This window comes from Pseudomonas sp. LB3P14 (genome assembly GCF_054898045.1).
Map to the genome: position 1 here is coordinate 4957425 of NZ_CM142714.1, position 16477 is coordinate 4973901.

13 protein-coding genes are annotated in these 16477 nt (G+C 60.1%); all 13 read right to left on the bottom strand.

The genetic code is table 11. From position 1 onward, the window contains the following. Positions 1-11 precede the first annotated feature (11 nt). The gene (locus ACYZT5_RS22665; protein ID WP_462047491.1) at positions 12-746 is read right to left on the bottom strand and encodes an amino acid ABC transporter ATP-binding protein; all 735 of its coding nucleotides are present in this window, start codon (positions 744-746) and stop codon (positions 12-14) included. Then, complete coding sequence (locus ACYZT5_RS22670) at positions 739-1698, bottom strand: amino acid ABC transporter permease (protein ID WP_462047492.1); 960 nt, start codon at positions 1696-1698, stop codon at positions 739-741. The genes ACYZT5_RS22665 and ACYZT5_RS22670 overlap by 8 nt, the downstream gene beginning before the upstream one ends. Before the next feature lie 137 nt (positions 1699-1835). Then, positions 1836-2633 carry a transporter substrate-binding domain-containing protein gene (locus tag ACYZT5_RS22675; protein WP_462047493.1) on the bottom strand — a complete coding sequence of 266 codons (798 nt, stop codon included), beginning with the start codon at positions 2631-2633 and terminating at the stop codon, positions 1836-1838. A 306-nt stretch (positions 2634-2939) separates the two neighbouring features. Next, positions 2940-5510, bottom strand: coding sequence for a glucans biosynthesis glucosyltransferase MdoH (gene mdoH, locus ACYZT5_RS22680; protein ID WP_462047494.1), 2571 nt, complete (start codon positions 5508-5510; stop codon positions 2940-2942). Continuing rightward, complete coding sequence (locus ACYZT5_RS22685; protein ID WP_462047495.1) at positions 5503-7356, bottom strand: glucan biosynthesis protein G; 1854 nt, start codon at positions 7354-7356, stop codon at positions 5503-5505. Before ACYZT5_RS22685 ends, mdoH begins: the two co-directional genes overlap by 8 nt. 321 nt (positions 7357-7677) lie before the next feature. After that, complete coding sequence (gene dtd, locus ACYZT5_RS22690; protein WP_008149496.1) at positions 7678-8115, bottom strand: D-aminoacyl-tRNA deacylase; 438 nt, start codon at positions 8113-8115, stop codon at positions 7678-7680. After that, entirely contained in the window at positions 8112-9083 is a 972-nt protein-coding gene (gene pip, locus ACYZT5_RS22695) for a prolyl aminopeptidase (RefSeq protein ID WP_462047496.1), read from the bottom strand. Before pip ends, dtd begins: the two co-directional genes overlap by 4 nt. A gap of 114 nt (positions 9084-9197) precedes the next feature. Continuing rightward, positions 9198-10118 (bottom strand): alpha/beta hydrolase, encoded by a 921-nt coding sequence (locus ACYZT5_RS22700; protein WP_462047497.1) that lies wholly within the window; start codon positions 10116-10118, stop codon positions 9198-9200. Continuing rightward, positions 10115-11074: a choline ABC transporter substrate-binding protein gene (choX, locus tag ACYZT5_RS22705; protein WP_462047498.1), complete on the bottom strand. Its 960-nt coding sequence runs from the start codon at positions 11072-11074 to the stop codon at positions 10115-10117. The genes ACYZT5_RS22700 and choX overlap by 4 nt, the downstream gene beginning before the upstream one ends. A 240-nt stretch (positions 11075-11314) precedes the next feature. Further along, positions 11315-12115 carry an N-formylglutamate deformylase gene (gene hutG / locus ACYZT5_RS22710; protein ID WP_462047499.1) on the bottom strand — a complete coding sequence of 267 codons (801 nt, stop codon included), beginning with the start codon at positions 12113-12115 and terminating at the stop codon, positions 11315-11317. Positions 12116-12125: 10 nt separating this feature from the next. Then, positions 12126-13331: an imidazolonepropionase gene (gene hutI / locus ACYZT5_RS22715; protein WP_462047500.1), complete on the bottom strand. Its 1206-nt coding sequence runs from the start codon at positions 13329-13331 to the stop codon at positions 12126-12128. Positions 13332-13348: 17 nt separating this feature from the next. Continuing rightward, positions 13349-14758 carry an amino acid permease gene (locus ACYZT5_RS22720; RefSeq protein WP_462047501.1) on the bottom strand — a complete coding sequence of 470 codons (1410 nt, stop codon included), beginning with the start codon at positions 14756-14758 and terminating at the stop codon, positions 13349-13351. Between the two features lie 151 nt (positions 14759-14909). After that, complete coding sequence (gene hutH / locus ACYZT5_RS22725; protein WP_462047502.1) at positions 14910-16442, bottom strand: histidine ammonia-lyase; 1533 nt, start codon at positions 16440-16442, stop codon at positions 14910-14912. Positions 16443-16477: the final 35 nt, after the last annotated feature.

A 16477-nucleotide genomic window follows, 5' to 3' on the forward strand; every position in this document is an offset into this window, starting at 1 on the left:
GGAACGATCAGTTAGAGAACCTGCCGCAAGAAGCCCTGTGCCCGCGGATCCTTCGGCGCATCGAAGAATTCGGCCGGTGAAGCGTCCTCGAGCAATTTTCCGTGATCGAAAAACAGCACCCGATCCGCCACTTCCCGGGCGAAGCCCATTTCGTGGGTGACGCAAACCATGGTCATGCCTTCCACCGCCAGGGTTTTCATCACATCCAGCACTTCGCCGACCATTTCCGGGTCGAGGGCCGAGGTCGGCTCATCGAACAGCATGACCTTCGGCTCCATGGCCAATGCCCGGGCGATGGCAACACGCTGTTGCTGACCGCCGGAAAGACGTGACGGAAATTCGTTGGCCTTCTGCGCAATTCCGACTTTCTCAAGCAACGCCAAAGCCTTGGCCTCGCGCTCCTTCTTGCCACGCTTGCGCACGACTTTCTGGGCCAGGCAGAGGTTTTCCAGCACGGTCATGTGCGGGAACAGGTTGAAATGCTGGAACACCATGCCGACTTCGCGGCGATAGGCATTCACGTCGGTTTTCGGGTCGGCCAGTTGCAGGCCGTCGATGCTCACCGAGCCCGAGTCGAACGCTTCCAGGCCGTTGAGGCAGCGCAGGAAGGTCGACTTGCCGGAACCGGACGGGCCGATCACCACCAGCACTTCGCCCTTGGCCACGTGCGTGGAGACGTTATCCACTGCGCGAACCACTTGGCCGCGGGTGTCGAAGACTTTTACCAGATCGCGGACTTCAATCACTTTGCGCGAGCCTCCGCTCAAGCCGGCTGGCGATCTTCGACAGCGGCAGGTTGATCAACAGGTACAGACCGGCCACGCAGAACAGGATTTCGAACGGCGAGAACGAGGTGGTGATGACTTCGCGACCGCTTTTCAGCAGTTCGGTAATGGCAATCACCGATACCAGCGAAGTGTCCTTGACCAGACTGATGAACTGACCGGCCAGCGGTGGCAGCACACGTTTGAACGCTTGCGGCAGCACCACATGGCGCATCGACTGGCCAGCACTCAAGCCCAATGAGCGCGCAGCTTCGTTCTGGCCACGGGCGATGGATTGCACGCCGGAACGGATGATTTCCGCCACATAAGCGCCGGTGAACAGCGACAGCGCGGCGATCCCGGCGAACTCGCGGGAGAGGTTCATCACGGTGCCGATGAAGAAGTAGAAAATGAAGATCTGCACCAGCAGCGGTGTGCCCCGAACCAGTTCGACGTAGATCGTCGAGAGATCGCGCAGGGTCGGGTTGTTCGACAGTCGGCACAGGCCCGTGGCGAGGCCGATCAGCAGACCGAGCACACCTGAAACCACGGACAACCACAAGGTAGTCCAAAGCCCCCACATCAGCGGACCTGCCGCCCAATGGCGCGTCACACCGATCACGTCGCCTTCAGCCACGTCATCACCTTGGGCGACTTGCAGGCTGTTGTCGTCGACGCTCAGGTGCTGCTCTGCACCTGCATCATTGCGCAGGGTGACTTCAGCCTTGTCGCCCTTGCGTACCAGTTCGCTGACGGTGGAGATGTCGGCGGCACGCTGGGATTCTTCGGCGTGATAGGCGAAGTATTGCGGCACGCGGTTCCAGCGCCATTCGTAAGACATCAGCGAGGTGGCGTAATACAACGCGCCAGCCAGGCCGATCAGCACCAGCACGGTTAATACGTGCCATGGCCATTGGGCTTTTTTCTGTTTCATTATGGACTCTCAGATGATCGTTCCCACGCTCTGCGTGGGAATGCAGCCCGGGACGCTCCGCGTCCCTTCTCAAGCGTGACGCAGAGCGTCACAGGATGCGTTCCCACGCAGAGCGTGGGAACGATCAGCAGTGGGGCTTATTCCATATCCTTGAGCCAAGCGGTGTCTTTGAACCACTTGTCATGGATGCGATCGTAGGTGCCGTCTTCGTGGATCTGGCGCAGGAAGTTGTTGATGAAGTTGATGCTGTCGTAGTCACCCTTCTTCAGACCGAAGGCCAAAGGCTCGTAGGTGAACGGCTTGTCGAGGAACACCAGCTTGCCGGCACCGACCTTGTTCACGGCCACGACGTTGTAAGGCGCGTCGTAGATGAAGGCGTCGGCCTTGCCGTTGACCACGTCGAGCACGGCTTCCTGCTCGTTGTCGTAGCCGTGGTATTGGGCTTTGGAGATGAGCTTTTTGGCGACCATCTCGCCGGTGGTGCCGAGCTTGGAGGTGATGCGGTAGTCGGCGGTATTCAAGTCTTTATAGGACTTGATGGTGCTTTCCAGTTCCTTGCGGATCAGCAGGGTCTGGCCAACCACGATGAACGGTTCGCTGAAGTTCAGGCGCAGGTTGCGTTCCTGGGTCAGGGTCATACCGCTGCCGATCATGTCGAACTTGTCAGTGAGCAGGGCCGGGATGATGCCGTCGTAGCCGGTGGAAACCATCTCCAGTTTGACGCCCATGGCCTTGGACATGGCTTTGAGGATGTCGACTTCGAAGCCGATGATCTCGCCGCGCTTGTTGGTCATTTCGAACGGCATGTAGGTCGGGTCCATGCCGACTTTCAGCGTGCCGCGCTTGACCGCGTCATCAATGGCACCGGCCTGCGCCACATTGACTGCAACCAATGCCGTGACGCCGACCAGCAGCATCGAGAGATACTTCTTCATCTTCAAGTCCCCAAAACCATCGCGTTGTGAGGCGCGCAAGCGGCTGATTTCCCTTAGGAAACCGGCAGATACGAACAGAAAGTTGTCCGGGCGCACCAATTCGGGGACGGATGCTAACGCACTCGCTCGTTTGCACAAGGGGTTGGTTGGGATTTGTTTTGATCGTTCCCACGCTCCGCGTGGGAATGCAGCCCGGGACGCTCCGCGTCCCCAGAGCGGACGCAGAGCGTCCGTTGAGGCATTCCCACGCAGAGCGTGGGAACGATCGGCGACGCAAAAAAAACCCCGCTTTCGCGGGGCTTTTTGTTAGGCCAGCTGAGGCTGCGCACTCAGCGGCTTGAGCGGCAACAGCGGCGCATGGGGATCGGCCTTCACCGATTTACGCCACGCCTCCAGCCACTCGGGGTGACCTTCGTTCCAGATCTGCTCATGCAGACGACCCAATGCGACCGGGTCACTGAGCAGTTCCACGCGCTCATTGTTGTTCAGACCTTCAGGCCCGGCTTTCAGCGCATGACGAACCCGTTCGATCCGCAGCCACTCGATCGGCTCGGCCTGACGGTGACGGGACGTCGCCAGCGAGCACGCCAACGCGTTCTGCTGAGGATCGACCACTGCCCGGATGAAGCCGTCGTTCAGCGCATGCCAACGGTTTTCGTGGGTGTACTGGTCGGTTGCCAGCAATGCCTGTGGCGGATTGTATTCCTCAGGGATCAGGAACAGGCTTTCGTCACGGGACTTGAGGCCCAGGCCGACTCGACTGGAGATCACCGACACCGGAATCGACAGCATCAACGAACCCACGATCGGCACCAGCCACCAGAGGAAGCTCGGGTTCAGCCAGATCACCAGCAGGGCCCAGAAGAAGCCCAGCAAGGTTTGCGGACCGTGGCGTTTTACCGCTTCGCTCCATGGTGTGGAGTCGTCGTCACGTTGCGGCGAGTTCCAGGTCGCGGCCCAGCCGAGGAACGCGGCGAGGACGAAACGGGTGTGGAAAATCATCCGCACCGGCGCCAGCAGCATGGAGAACAGCATCTCCAGCAGCATCGACAACGTCACCTTGAACTTGCCACCGAACTCTTTCGCGCCCTTGGCCCAGATCAGGATGATGCTCAACAACTTCGGCAGGAACAGCAGCACGACGGTGGTCGAGAACAGCGCGATCGCCTTGTCCGGGTGCCATTGTGGCCACAGCGGATAGAGCTGACGTGGCTCAAGGAAGTACTGCGGCTCCATCAGCGTGTTGACCGCCAGCAGCGCCGTCGACAGCACGAGGAAGAAGAACCACAACGGTGCCGACAAGTAAGACATCACGCCCGTCAGGAACACCGCACGGTGCACCGGGTGCATGCCCTTGACCAGGAACAGCCGGAAGTTCATCAAGTTGCCGTGACACCAGCGACGGTCACGCTTGAGTTCGTCCAGCAGGTTCGGCGGTAATTCTTCGTAGCTGCCCGGCAAGTCATAGGCAATCCACACGCCCCAGCCGGCACGGCGCATCAGCGCAGCTTCAACGAAGTCGTGGGACAGAATTGCACCGGCAAACGCGCCTTTACCAGGCAACGGCGCCAGGGCGCAGTGCTCGATGAACGGCTTCATGCGGATGATCGCGTTGTGGCCCCAGTAATGGGATTCGCCCAACTGCCAGAAGTGCAGACCGGCGGTAAACAGCGGACCGTATACACGGGTCGCAAACTGCTGCATGCGTGCATACAGCGTGTCCATGCCCGAAGCACGTGGCGCGGTCTGGATGATCCCGGCGTCCGGGGTGGCTTCCATCAAGCGCACCAGACTGGTCAGGCATTCACCGCTCATCACGGAGTCCGCGTCGAGCACGACCATGTATTTGTAATCACCGCCCCAACGACGGCAGAAGTCGTCGAGGTTGCCGCTTTTACGTTTAACGCGACGGCGACGGCGGCGATAGAAAATCTTGCCGAAGCCCTTGGCTTCACGGCAGACGTCCAGCCAGGCTTGTTGCTCGGCGACGCAGATATCGGCGTCGTTACTGTCGCTGAGGACAAAGAAGTCGAAGCGATCCAGGTCACCTGTGGCCGCGACCGACTCGAAGGTCGCCCGCAGACCGGCAAACACCCGTGGCACGTCTTCGTTGCAGATCGGCATCACCAGTGCGGTGCGCGCGTCCTTGGGGATCGGCTCGTCGCCGGCGCTTTTACCGGAAATGCGGTATTTGTCGTGACCGGTGAGCAACTCGAGGAAGCCCATCAGCGCCGTCCAAAAACCGGCCGACACCCAGCAGAACAGAATCCCGAACAGAATCAGGATGCTGGTCTGCAGCGCATACGGCAGTACTTGCGTGACCGTCTGCGAAAGCGGTTGATGCAGCACCTCGTTCAAGTCGACGAACGACCAGCCCTGGTACGGCATGATGCCTTTCATGTACCAGCCGGCGACGATGGTCTGGCCGAGCATCAGTATCAGCAGAATGTAGCGGCGGATCGAACCGACAGTGCGCCATCGAGCCGCCGGCAGCACGTTCTCGTCTTTCGGCGGGGCCGGTGGGTTGGTGCGACCGGTCAGACGCCGCCAGCCACGCACCAGAATGTTGGTGCGCCACGGCTCGGGCACGACTTTGGTCCGACGAATCGGCGGGGTTGCCCGCAGGCAGACCCGGCCGCTGGCGTCGAGCACCAGCATTTCGGCGTCTGCCAGTTCTTCGGCGGTGTTCAGCGTCAAACGACGCCCCACCGAAGCTTGAGCAGCCTCGGTCGGCGCGTCGAATGTCGAGGACGACAGGCGTTCGTGCAATTCGCTGAAGGACTTGCAGCCCGCGAGTTCCGCGCGCTGCTGGTCGGTCATCGGCAGATGCGCCAGATACTCGGCAAGAGTCTCTGGCTGTACTTGAGAATTACTCATCGGCAGGCAACTGGTAGCTCCAGGTCTCGGTCAGGACTTCTTCAGTCGGTGCCGATTCCGGTGTGGCTGGGGCCGCGTCGGCAGCGACTGGCTGCTTGGCGTCTTTGTTGTCCTTGTCCTTGGAATCTGCGGCCGGCTTGGCTTCGGCTTGTTTAGCCTCGGCTTGCTTGGCTTCGGCTTGTTTGGCTTCAGCTTGCTTGGCTTCCTTGGCTTCCTTATCCATCTTCTCTTGTTGCTTGGCGGCAACCTTGTCGGCCTTGGCGACGGAAGAATTGGACGCCGGTAACGATGTTTTGGCCAAATCAGCAGTCACGATGTTCTTGACCAGTGCAGCACGCATCTCGGTAGGTTTGCCCGGATCCTTGATTTTCATCCGCAGGGTCAAGCGCCAGCCCCTGGTTTCAGGGTTGTAACGTACGCTGTTCTCGACCAGCTCGGCATTCTCGCCAACGCTGACCTGGCTGCGAATGTCCGTATCTTCCGGCAGTCCCGTAAGAGACGGACCTTCAAAGTCCACCAGGTAGGCAACGCTGCCGTCCGGCTGACGGATCAGATTGGACTGTTTCACGTCACCCGTAGAGCGCAGGGTTTGTTGGACCCAGGCGCTATCCGGTGCGTGAAGTGCGGCTTCGTCGATGGTCCAGTGCATGCGATAAGCGACGTCCAGCGGCTGGCCAGGCTCAGGCAGCTTTTCCGGACTCCAGAACGCAACGATATTGTCGTTGGTTTCGTCGGCAGTCGGAATCTCTACCAGATCGACGGAGCCCTTGCCCCAATCGCCTTTTGGCTCGATCCAGGCACTTGGGCGTTTGTCGTAGCGGTCGTCGAGGTCTTCGTAGTGGCTGAAGTCGCGGCCACGTTGCAGCAGGCCGAAACCACGCGGGTTCTCGATGGCGAAGTTGCTCACCGCCAGGTGTTTCGGGTTGTTCAGTGGGCGCCAGATCCACTCGCCATTGCCAGCATGGATCGACAGACCGCTGGAGTCGTGCAGTTCGCGACGGTAGTTCAGCACTTTCGACGGCTGATTGGCGCCGAACAGGAACATGCTGGTCAGCGGCGCAACGCCAAGCTTGGTGACCTTGTCACGCAGGAACATTTTGGCCTTGACGTCGACAACGGTGTCGCTGCCCGGACGCAGGGTCAGGCGATACGCACCGGTAGCCCGTGGTGAATCCAGCAGTGCAAAGATCACCAGCTGCTTGTCACCCGGTTTTGGCTGTTGAATCCAGAACTCGGTGAAACGCGGGAATTCTTCACCGGACGGCAAAGCGGTATCAATGGCCATGCCGCGAGCGGACAAGCCATAAGTGTGACCCTTGCCGACAACGCGGAAATAACTCGCGCCGAGCATGGTCATGATTTCGTCTTGCTTGTCGGCCTTGTTGATCGGGTACAGCACACGGAAACCGGCATAACCCAGTTGTTCGGTGGCTTTAGGATCGAACTTCACGTCGCCGAAATCGAACCGACTTGGGTCGTATTTGATCTCTTCGACAGTGTTAGCCGTGATTTCGTTGATTTTCACCGGAGTATCGAAATGCATACCCTGGTGATAGAACGACAGCTTGAACGGAGTTTTCTGATCGGCCCACTCGGCTTTTTCGGTCAGGAAGCGAATTTTTTGATAGTCCGCGAATTTCATCTCGCGGAACTCGTTCGGCAGGTTACTGCGCGGAGCTTCGTATTTCTGCCCGGCCAGTTCTTTTGCCTTGACCGATACATCATCCAGATTGAATGCCCAAAGCTGACCGGCGCTGAGCAGGCAGAGCAGTGCAGAGCCCGCTACCAGAGCGCTTCGTAACCGTTTGGCAGACAATTTTGGTGCATTACAGGGACTAACAATCACGAGCAACCCTCGCCGAAAACAGATCAAAAAACCAACGGCCAGTTAAAGTGCCTGTGAGGTGTGCGGAATGAAAAAACCGACCCTACAGACCACTCTTGCCAAGTTGGCGAGCATTGTTCCGACTCCGATGGGACTAAATGATTCCCCAAACGGTCCAGTACAAGTCTCTACCTAAGTCAAAATGGACCAACGAACGCTGATCCCCGTAGCGCGCGATTATCTAGTAGGCCGCGTTACAACGCATCAGGGGTAACAAAGTATTTATCGCGGAAAACGCCTGTTTTCAGTCGAAAAGCTCTTAAAAACATGTTTCAAGCGCTTTCAGGTCTGTAACAGGAAGGTTACCGGGCCGTCGTTGACCAGGTGCACCTGCATATCCGCGCCGAATCTACCTGATGCCACAGTGCCATGCACCTGTTTCGCCTTACCTAATAGATAGTCGAAAAGCTCCTCGCCCAAGGCCGGAGGGGCAGCGGTCGAAAAACTCGGACGCAACCCGCTCTTGGTATCGGCGGCCAGGGTGAACTGTGAGACCAGCAGCAACCCACCGCCTACATCCGCCAAGGACAAATTCATCTTGCCCTCGGCGTCACTGAATACACGATAGTTAAGCAGCTTCTGCAGAAGTTTGTCGGCGCTGGCCCGAGTATCCTCGGGCTCGACCGCCACCAGCACCAGCAAACCCTGATCGACGGCGCCAACCACCTCCCCCGCTACCTCGACTCGCGCACCACGCACGCGTTGCAGCAGGCCCTTCATGCTTCTTCAGGGGCCAGGTCGAGCAGACGCCGGGCCATCTGATTGGCGGCTCGCACCAGCGCATCGGTGATGCCCGGTTCGGAGGCGGCATGGCCAGCGTCACGGATCACCTGCAATTCACTGTTCGGCCAGTTCTGATGCAGTTCCCAGGCGTTATCCAGCGGGCAGATCACGTCGTAGCGACCGTGGACGATCACGCCAGGCAAATGGGCGATCTTGCCCATGTCGCGGATCAGCTGGTTTGGCTCAAGGAACGCATTGTTGGTGAAGTAGTGACATTCGATGCGGGCGATGGACAACGCGCGCTGTGGCTCGGAGAAACGATCGACCACCATCGGGTTCGGGCGCAGAGTGGCAGTTCGGCCTTCCCAGGTGGACCAGGCCTTGGCCGCGTGCATCTGGGCAATCTGATCGTTGCCGATCAGGCGCTTGTGGAAAGCCGAGAGCAAGTCTTCGCGTTCGTCCAGCGGGATAGGCGCGATGTAGTCCTGCCAGTAATCAGGAAACAGACGACTGGCGCCACACTGGTAGAACCACTCGATTTCCTGCGGACGGCAGAGAAAAATCCCGCGCAGAATCAGACCGTGCACGCGCTCCGGGTGGGTTTGCGCGTAGGCAAGGGCCAGGGTCGAACCCCACGAACCGCCGAACAACACCCATTTATCGATGCCAAGGTGCTGGCGAATTCGCTCAAGGTCGGCGACCAGATCCCAGGTGGTGTTGTTTTCCAGGCTGGCGTGAGGCGTGGAACGACCGCAACCGCGCTGGTCGAAGGTCACTATGCGATACAAGTTCGGATCGAAATACCGACGGCTCTGGGCATCACACCCGGCGCCGGGGCCGCCGTGGATGAACACTACCGGCAAACCTTCCGGTGAACCGCTTTCGTCGACATACAGCGTGTGGGTTTCATCGACGGCCAGATCGTGCCGGGCGTGGGGTTTGATCTGCGGGTACAAAGTCTGCATTGCGCGCTCCGTAAGGGGTCGAGGTCATCCCTGGGGGGACTTCTATTATTCTGCCGTCCGGCATCATAAACCCGAATTACGCCAATGAGCATGCCCTTGCAGAGTCAGAGTTTTTCAGCCCGTTTTTTCAGACAAATAGCCGAGCAGCGTTTCATAGAGCGCGTCGACCTCGGCGACCTGCCCCCGAGCCCGCAGACAGCCGTGAACCAAGCCCTCCCCGTAATAAAGCGTCGCTGCCACGCCAGCTTTGTTCAGTCGCTCGGCGTAGAGCACGCCGTCATCGCGCAGCGGGTCGAATTGAGCCACGGCGATCAGGGCGGGCGGTAAGCCACTGAAATCCTCGGCGAGCAACGGCATCGCATAGGCACTTAGTCGTCGGGTGCCGCGCAAGTACAGGGCGTGATAACACTCCAGATCACTGGTGCTGAGCAAGGGAGCGTCGATGCATTCGCTTCGCGATGGCAATCGCTGATCACCGCCCAGCCCCGGATAAATCAGGGCCTGAGCAGCCGGCAATGGCTCGCCCGCATCGCGCAACGCCAGACACAACGCAGCAGCAAGGTTGCCACCGGCGCTGTCCCCGGCCACCAGCGTTCGCTCGGGATCGAGCCGCAATGGCCCGACCCGTAGCGCGCGCCAGACACCCAGACAATCCTCGAACGCCGCCGGAAACGGATGTTCCGGCGCCAAGCGATAATCGACGGCGATTACCAGCACACCGAGCGTCGACGCCAGTTCGGCGCAGATGAAGTCGTGGGAATCCAGGCCCCCCACCACCCAACCGCCGCCGTGCAGATACACGATGCACGGGCAACCGCTGGTCGGTGGCGAAACCGGCGGTTGATAAGACCGCACCGGCACGCCAGCCAATTCAAAGTCGACCACATAAAGCCCGGCGGGACGCGGCGGGGTAAACGCCCGGCACATCCCGCTGTAGGCCTGACGCAAACCGGTGAGGCTGCTGTCGGTGCTGTTGAAGCTGACGGTTTTCTCGACGAACGCGGTCATCTGTTCGGATAAAGGATAGGCATTCATAAAGGTTTCAAACTGGCCTGAACGGTTGCCACGCCATCCCTGCCATCGAAGCTGCTGACACCCGCCAGCCAGCGCTGCAAATCTTCCGGATGGTCACGCAGCCATTGTTTGGCAACGTCCTGAGGCGTCTTGCGCTCCATGATCGGCACCATCAACTGGCTTTCCTGGGCGGCGGTGAAGGTCAGGTTTTCCAGCAGGCGGTTTACGTTCGGACAGCGCAGGGCGTAGTCCGGGGAGGTCACGGTGGCAACCGTTGCGGCGCCCTCGTTCGGGCCGTAAACGTCTTCACTGCCGGTCAGGTAGGCGATCTTCATGTTGATGTTCATCGGGTGCGGGGTCCAGCCGACGAACACCACGAACTCCTTGCGATTCACCGCCCGTTGTACGGCGGCAAGCATGCCGGCCTCACCGGACTCGATCAGCTTGAAGTCCTTCAGGCCAAAGCGATTGGTCTCGATCATGGTTTTGAGGGTGGTGTTGGCGCCACTGCCCGGCTCGATGCCGTAGATCTTGCCACCGAGCTGATCCTTGAATTTGGCGATGTCGGCGAAGGTTTTCAGGCCTGCCGCAGCGACGTAGTCCGGTACGGCGAGGGTCGCCTGAGCGTCGGCCAGGCTCGGCTTGTCCATGATCTTCACCTGATTGGCGGCCACGAACGGCGCGATGTTTTTGTCCATCGCCGGTTTCCAGTAGCCGAGGTAGATGTCCAGACGCTTGTCGCGGATGCCGGCGAAGATGATTTGCTGCACGGCGCTGGTTTGCTTGCTTTCGTAGCCGAGGCCGTTGAGCAGCACATCGGCCATGCCACTGGTGGCGATCACGTCGGTCCAGTTGACCACGCCCATGCGCACGGCCTTGCAGGAAGCGTCGTCACTGGCCAGGACGCTGGTGCTCAGAAGAGCGGTGCCGCAGAGGATTGAGAGACAGCGGGTGAACAAACCTTTGGTGCTTGTCATAGGGAGCTTTCTCGTGCGGCAGATTATTGTGAGGGCCGGTGTCTTCGTGCACCGTGCCCAGCACATTACGCAGCGTCGAGAGGGTAGAAGCGAACTGTAGCGACCGAGATTTGCACAGTGGCGACTGTCCTGATCGATCGTTCCCACGCTCCGCGTGGGAACGCAGCCCGTGACGCTCCGCGTCACTGGACGCGGAGCGTCCCTTGAGGCATTCCCACGCAGGAGCGTGGGAACAATCAGTTACCGGTAGTGCTTCTCGCCCCAAGCCAACAACCCTTGCAGCAATTCCTTGAGCACCACCTGAGTCGGTGCCGCCAGGTCCGGGCGATAACGGAACGGCTCGAACTCTTCCATGTACGTGCACTGGCCCAACTCCAGTTGCACCGCATGGATGTTCTCGGCCGGATTGCCGTAATGGCGAGTGATGTGGCCGCCCTTGAACCGACCGTTCAGCACATGGCTGTAATCGCCGTGGCGCGCGCAGATGGCTTCCAGCTGAGTGGCCAACTGTGGATCGCAACTGGCGCCGTTGAAGGTGCCAAGGTTGAAGTCCGGCAGCTTGCCGTCGAACAGGTGCGGGATCACCGAGCGGATCGAGTGCGCATCGAACAATATTGCGTAGCCAAACTCGGCTTTCAGTCGCGCCAGCTCGTTTTGCAAGGTGCTGTGATACGGCGTCCAGACTTGCTCCAGGTAAGTCGCTCGCTCCGCCGCTGACGGCTCCATGCCCTCACGGAACAACGGAATGCCGTCAAACAGCGTCGCCGGGTACAGGCCGGTGGTGGCGCCGACATACAAAGGCTTGTCGTCAGACGGTCGGTTCAGGTCGATGACAAAACGCGAGTACTCGGCGGCCAAGGTGCTGGCGCCCAGCTCGGCAGCAAATTCGTAGAGCTGCGGGATGTGCCAGTCAGTGTCCGGCAGGCTTTTCGCGTCGGGGATCAACCCCGCTTCCACCGCAGGGGTCAGACGCAGACCCGCGTGAGGCATGCTGATCAGCAACGGCACGCGGCCTTGTTTGAAGTTCAGAACCTTATCCACAACTGCTCTCCTAAACGCTTGTTTCGACGCCGTGACGCACGACGCGTTTTTCCAGGTCACCGCCCAGCCAGTACGACAGGTCGGCCGGACGATCGATTTGCCAGGCGACGAAGTCTGCGAACTTGCCGACTTCCAGCGAGCCGTGAGTCTCGGCCATGCCCAATGCGGTTGCGGCATGAATCGTCGCGCCCGCCAGGGCTTCTTCCGGGGTCATGCGGAAACAGGTGCACGCCATGTTCAGCATCAAGCGCAACGACAGCCCCGGTGAGGTGCCAGGATTGAGGTCACTGGCAATGGCAATTTTCACGCCGTGTTTGCGCAGGGCATCCATCGGCGGCAATTGGGTTTCCCGCAGGAAGTAGAACGCGCCGGGCAGCAACACCGCGACGGTGCCGGACTTGGCCATGGCCATGGCGTCGTCTTCGGTCATGAATTCCAGGTGATCCGCCGACAATGCGTGGTAACGCGCCGCCAGACTCGAACCATGCAGGGACGACAACTGCTCGGCGTGCAGCTTCACCGGTAAGCCAAGCTCTTGTGCAGTGATGAACACCCGCTCGACCTGCGCCGGCGAAAACGCCAGGTATTCGCAGAACGCATCGACCGCATCCACCAGCCCTTCGGCGGCCAGGGCCGGAAGCATCTCGGCGCAGATGTGGTCAATGTAGTCGTCGGCGCGATCCGCGTATTCCGGCGGCAAGGCGTGAGCAGCCAGGCAAGTGCTGCGCACGCTGACCGGCAGTTCGGCGCCGAGACGGCGGATGACCCGCAGAATCTTGCGTTCGCTGGCCAGGTCCAGGCCATAGCCGGATTTCATCTCGACTGTGGTTACTCCGTCGCGCATGAGGCTTTTCAGACGCTTGGCGGCGCTGTCGAACAGCTCGTCTTCGCTGGCCGCGCGGGTGGCGCGTACGGTGCTGGCGATGCCGCCACCGGCCGCGGCGATTTCCGAGTAGCTGACGCCCTGCAGGCGCTGTTCGAATTCACCGCTGCGGTTACCGCCGAACACCGTGTGGGTGTGGCAGTCGATCAGGCCCGGAGTCACCCAGGCCCCTTTAAGATCATTGACTGCCGGGTACTCGCCCGACGGCAGTTCAGCGCGTGGGCCGATCCACTCAATGTGCGCTCCTGACGTCACGATGGCCGCATCCTCGATGATCGAGTAGACGCCTTGCGCCATGGTTGCGACGTGGCAGTGTTGCCAGAGAGTTTTCATCTGTGGCCTCCGTTAGGTTATCGATGAGAAAAAGAAGGTTCCCGCTCCACCGGTACTGCCTTCCCTGCCGCCGGTTTCACCCACGTCAGGTAGGCCAGCACCAGCAATACAATCCAGACCACCCCGACGATCAGCGCTGCCTGGGTGTCCGGGAAATAGCCCAGCACGCCAAAGATGAACAGCATGAAGGCAATCGCCGCGATCGGCGCATAGGGCCAGAACGGTACCGGGAATTTCAACTGTGCGACCTGTTCGCTGCTCATGGAACGACGCATGGCCACTTGGGTGAACAGAATCATCAACCAGACCCACACCGTCGCAAAGGTCGCGATGGAGGCAATCAACAGAAACACGTTCTCCGGAATCAAGTAGTTCAACAGCACGCCCAGCAGCAGCGCGCCACTCATCACTACCACCGTCATCCATGGCACGCCATTGCGCGACAACCGGGCGAAGCCCTTGGGCGCGTGCCCTTGCTGGGCCAGGCCGTACATCATGCGGCCAGCACCAAAGATGTCACTGTTGATCGCCGATATCGCCGCCGAAATCACTACGATATTAAGAATAGTCGCCGCCGAACTGATCCCCAGATTGTCGAAAATCTGCACGAACGGGCTGCCCTGGCTGCCGATCTGCTTCCATGGAAAGATCGACATCAGCACGAACATGGTCAGCACGTAGAACAGCAAAATACGCAGCGGTACGGCATTGATCGCCCGGGGCAGCACGTGCTGCGGGTCTTTGGCTTCGCCGGCGGTCACGCCGATAATTTCAATGCCGCCGAACGCAAACATCACCACCGCGAACGAAGCGATCAGGCCGCCCACGCCATTGGGCATGAAGCCGCCATGGCTCCAGAGATTGCTGATGTCGGTCGCCTGGGCGCCGGGCGCAGTGCTGATGCCGAACAGCATGATGCCGAAGCCACCCAGGATCATCGCAACGATGGCCGCCACCTTGAGCAGCGATAGCCAGAACTCCATTTCACCGAAGACTTTGACGTTGCACAGGTTCAAGCCGCCGACCACCGAAACGATGCCCAGCACCCAGATCCAACGGGCGACTTCCGGAAACCAGAAGCCCATGTAAATACCGAACGCGGTAACGTCGGCCATACCGACGATGACCATTTCAAACGCGTAGGTCCAACCGAGGATGAAGCCCGCCATCGGCCCAAGATAAGTGCTGGCGTACTGGCCGAAAGAGCCGGCCACCGGGTTGTGCACGGCCATCTCACCGAGGGCGCGCATGACCATGAACACCGCCGCGCCACCGATCAGGTAAGCCAGCAGTACCGCAGGCCCAGCCATTTGAATGGCCGAGGCCGAACCGTAAAACAGCCCGGTGCCGATCGCCGACCCCAGCGCCATGAAGCGAATATGTCGGGCAGAGAGCCCGCGTTTCAAACCCTTTTCTGGCTGTTGCATTGCTCGTCCTTAATTATTTTTATTGGCGACATGATCGTTCCCAGGCTCCTGCGTGGGAATGCCTCTGGGGACGCTCCGCGTCCAGTGACGCAGAGCGTCACGGGCTGCATTCCCACGCAGAGCGTGGGAACGATCATCAGAGAAAAAGCTGTTACAGGCTAGGCAGCAACTTCGCCGGTACCAGCGAATTCAGGCAACGGGTCGCCAACAACTCGCTCGCCGCGTTGATGTCCGGCGCAAAGAAGCGATCCTTCTCATAGAAAGGCACTTGCGCACGCAGAATCCCGCGAGCCTCTTCCAGCTTCGAAGAAGTCTTCAGACCATCGCGCAGATCCAGACCTTGGACCGCAGCCAACCATTCCACCGCGAGAACACCGCGAGTGTTTTCGGCCATTTCCCACAGACGTTTGCCGGCAGCCGGGGCCATGGAAACGTGGTCTTCCTGGTTCGCCGACGTCGGCAGGCTGTCCACCGAGTGCGGGTGGGACAACGCTTTGTTCTCGCTGGCCAGTGCCGCCGCTGTCACTTGGGCGATCATGAAGCCGGAGTTCACGCCGCCATTGGCCACCAGGAACGGCGGCAGTTGCGACATGTGCTTGTCCATCATCAGCGAGATACGGCGTTCGCTCAGGGAGCCAATTTCGGCGATGGCCAACGCCATGTTGTCGGCGGCCATGGCGACCGGTTCGGCGTGGAAGTTACCGCCGGAGATCACGTCGCCTTCAGCGGCGAATACCAGCGGATTGTCCGAAACGGCGTTGGCTTCGATGGCGAGCACTTCGGCAGCCTGACGGAACTGAGTCAGGCAGGCGCCCATGACTTGCGGCTGGCAGCGCAGGGAGTACGGATCCTGAACCTTTTCGCAGTTCTCGTGCGAGTCGGACACTTGACTGCGCTCGCCCAGCAAATCGCGGTAAGCGGCAGCGGCGTCGATCTGGCCTTTCTGACCGCGAGCGGCATGAATCCGTGCGTCGAACGGCGAGCGCGAGCCCAGCACGGCTTCAACGGTCAGGGCGCCAAGCGCCACAGCGCCAGCGAACAGGTCTTCACCTTCGAACAGACCACGCAGCGCGTAAGCGGTGGAAACCTGAGTGCCGTTGAGCAGCGCCAGACCTTCTTTCGCCGCCAGGGTCAGCGGGGTCAGACCGGCTACTTTCAGCGCTTCGGTCGCTTCCATCCATTCGCCTTTGTAGCGGGCCTTGCCTTCGCCCAGCAGCACCAGCGACATGTGGGCCAAAGGCGCCAGGTCGCCGGATGCACCGACCGAACCTTTCAATGGAATGTGCGGGTAAACCTCGGCATTGATCAGGGCGATCAGTGCGTCGATGACCTTACGACGAATGCCCGAGAAACCACGGCTCAGGCTGTTGACCTTGAGCACCATGACCAGCCGCACCAGCGCGTCGCTGATCGGCTCGCCGACACCGGCGGCGTGGGACAGCACCAGCGAGCGCTGCAGGTTTTCCAGGTCTTCGCTGGCGATGCGGGTCGAGGCCAGCAGGCCGAAACCAGTGTTGATGCCGTAAGCGGTGCGGTTCTCGGCGAGGATCTGTTCCACGCAGGCAACGCTGGCTTCGATCTGGGCCGAGGCGCTGTTGTCGAGGGTGATTTTCACCGGTTGCTGATAAACATCACGCAGTTGGGCAAGGCTCAGTTGGCCGGGAATAAGGTTTAGCGCAGTCATTTCGTGCTCCTTTTGAGAGTTTGTCTTCTCTTAGG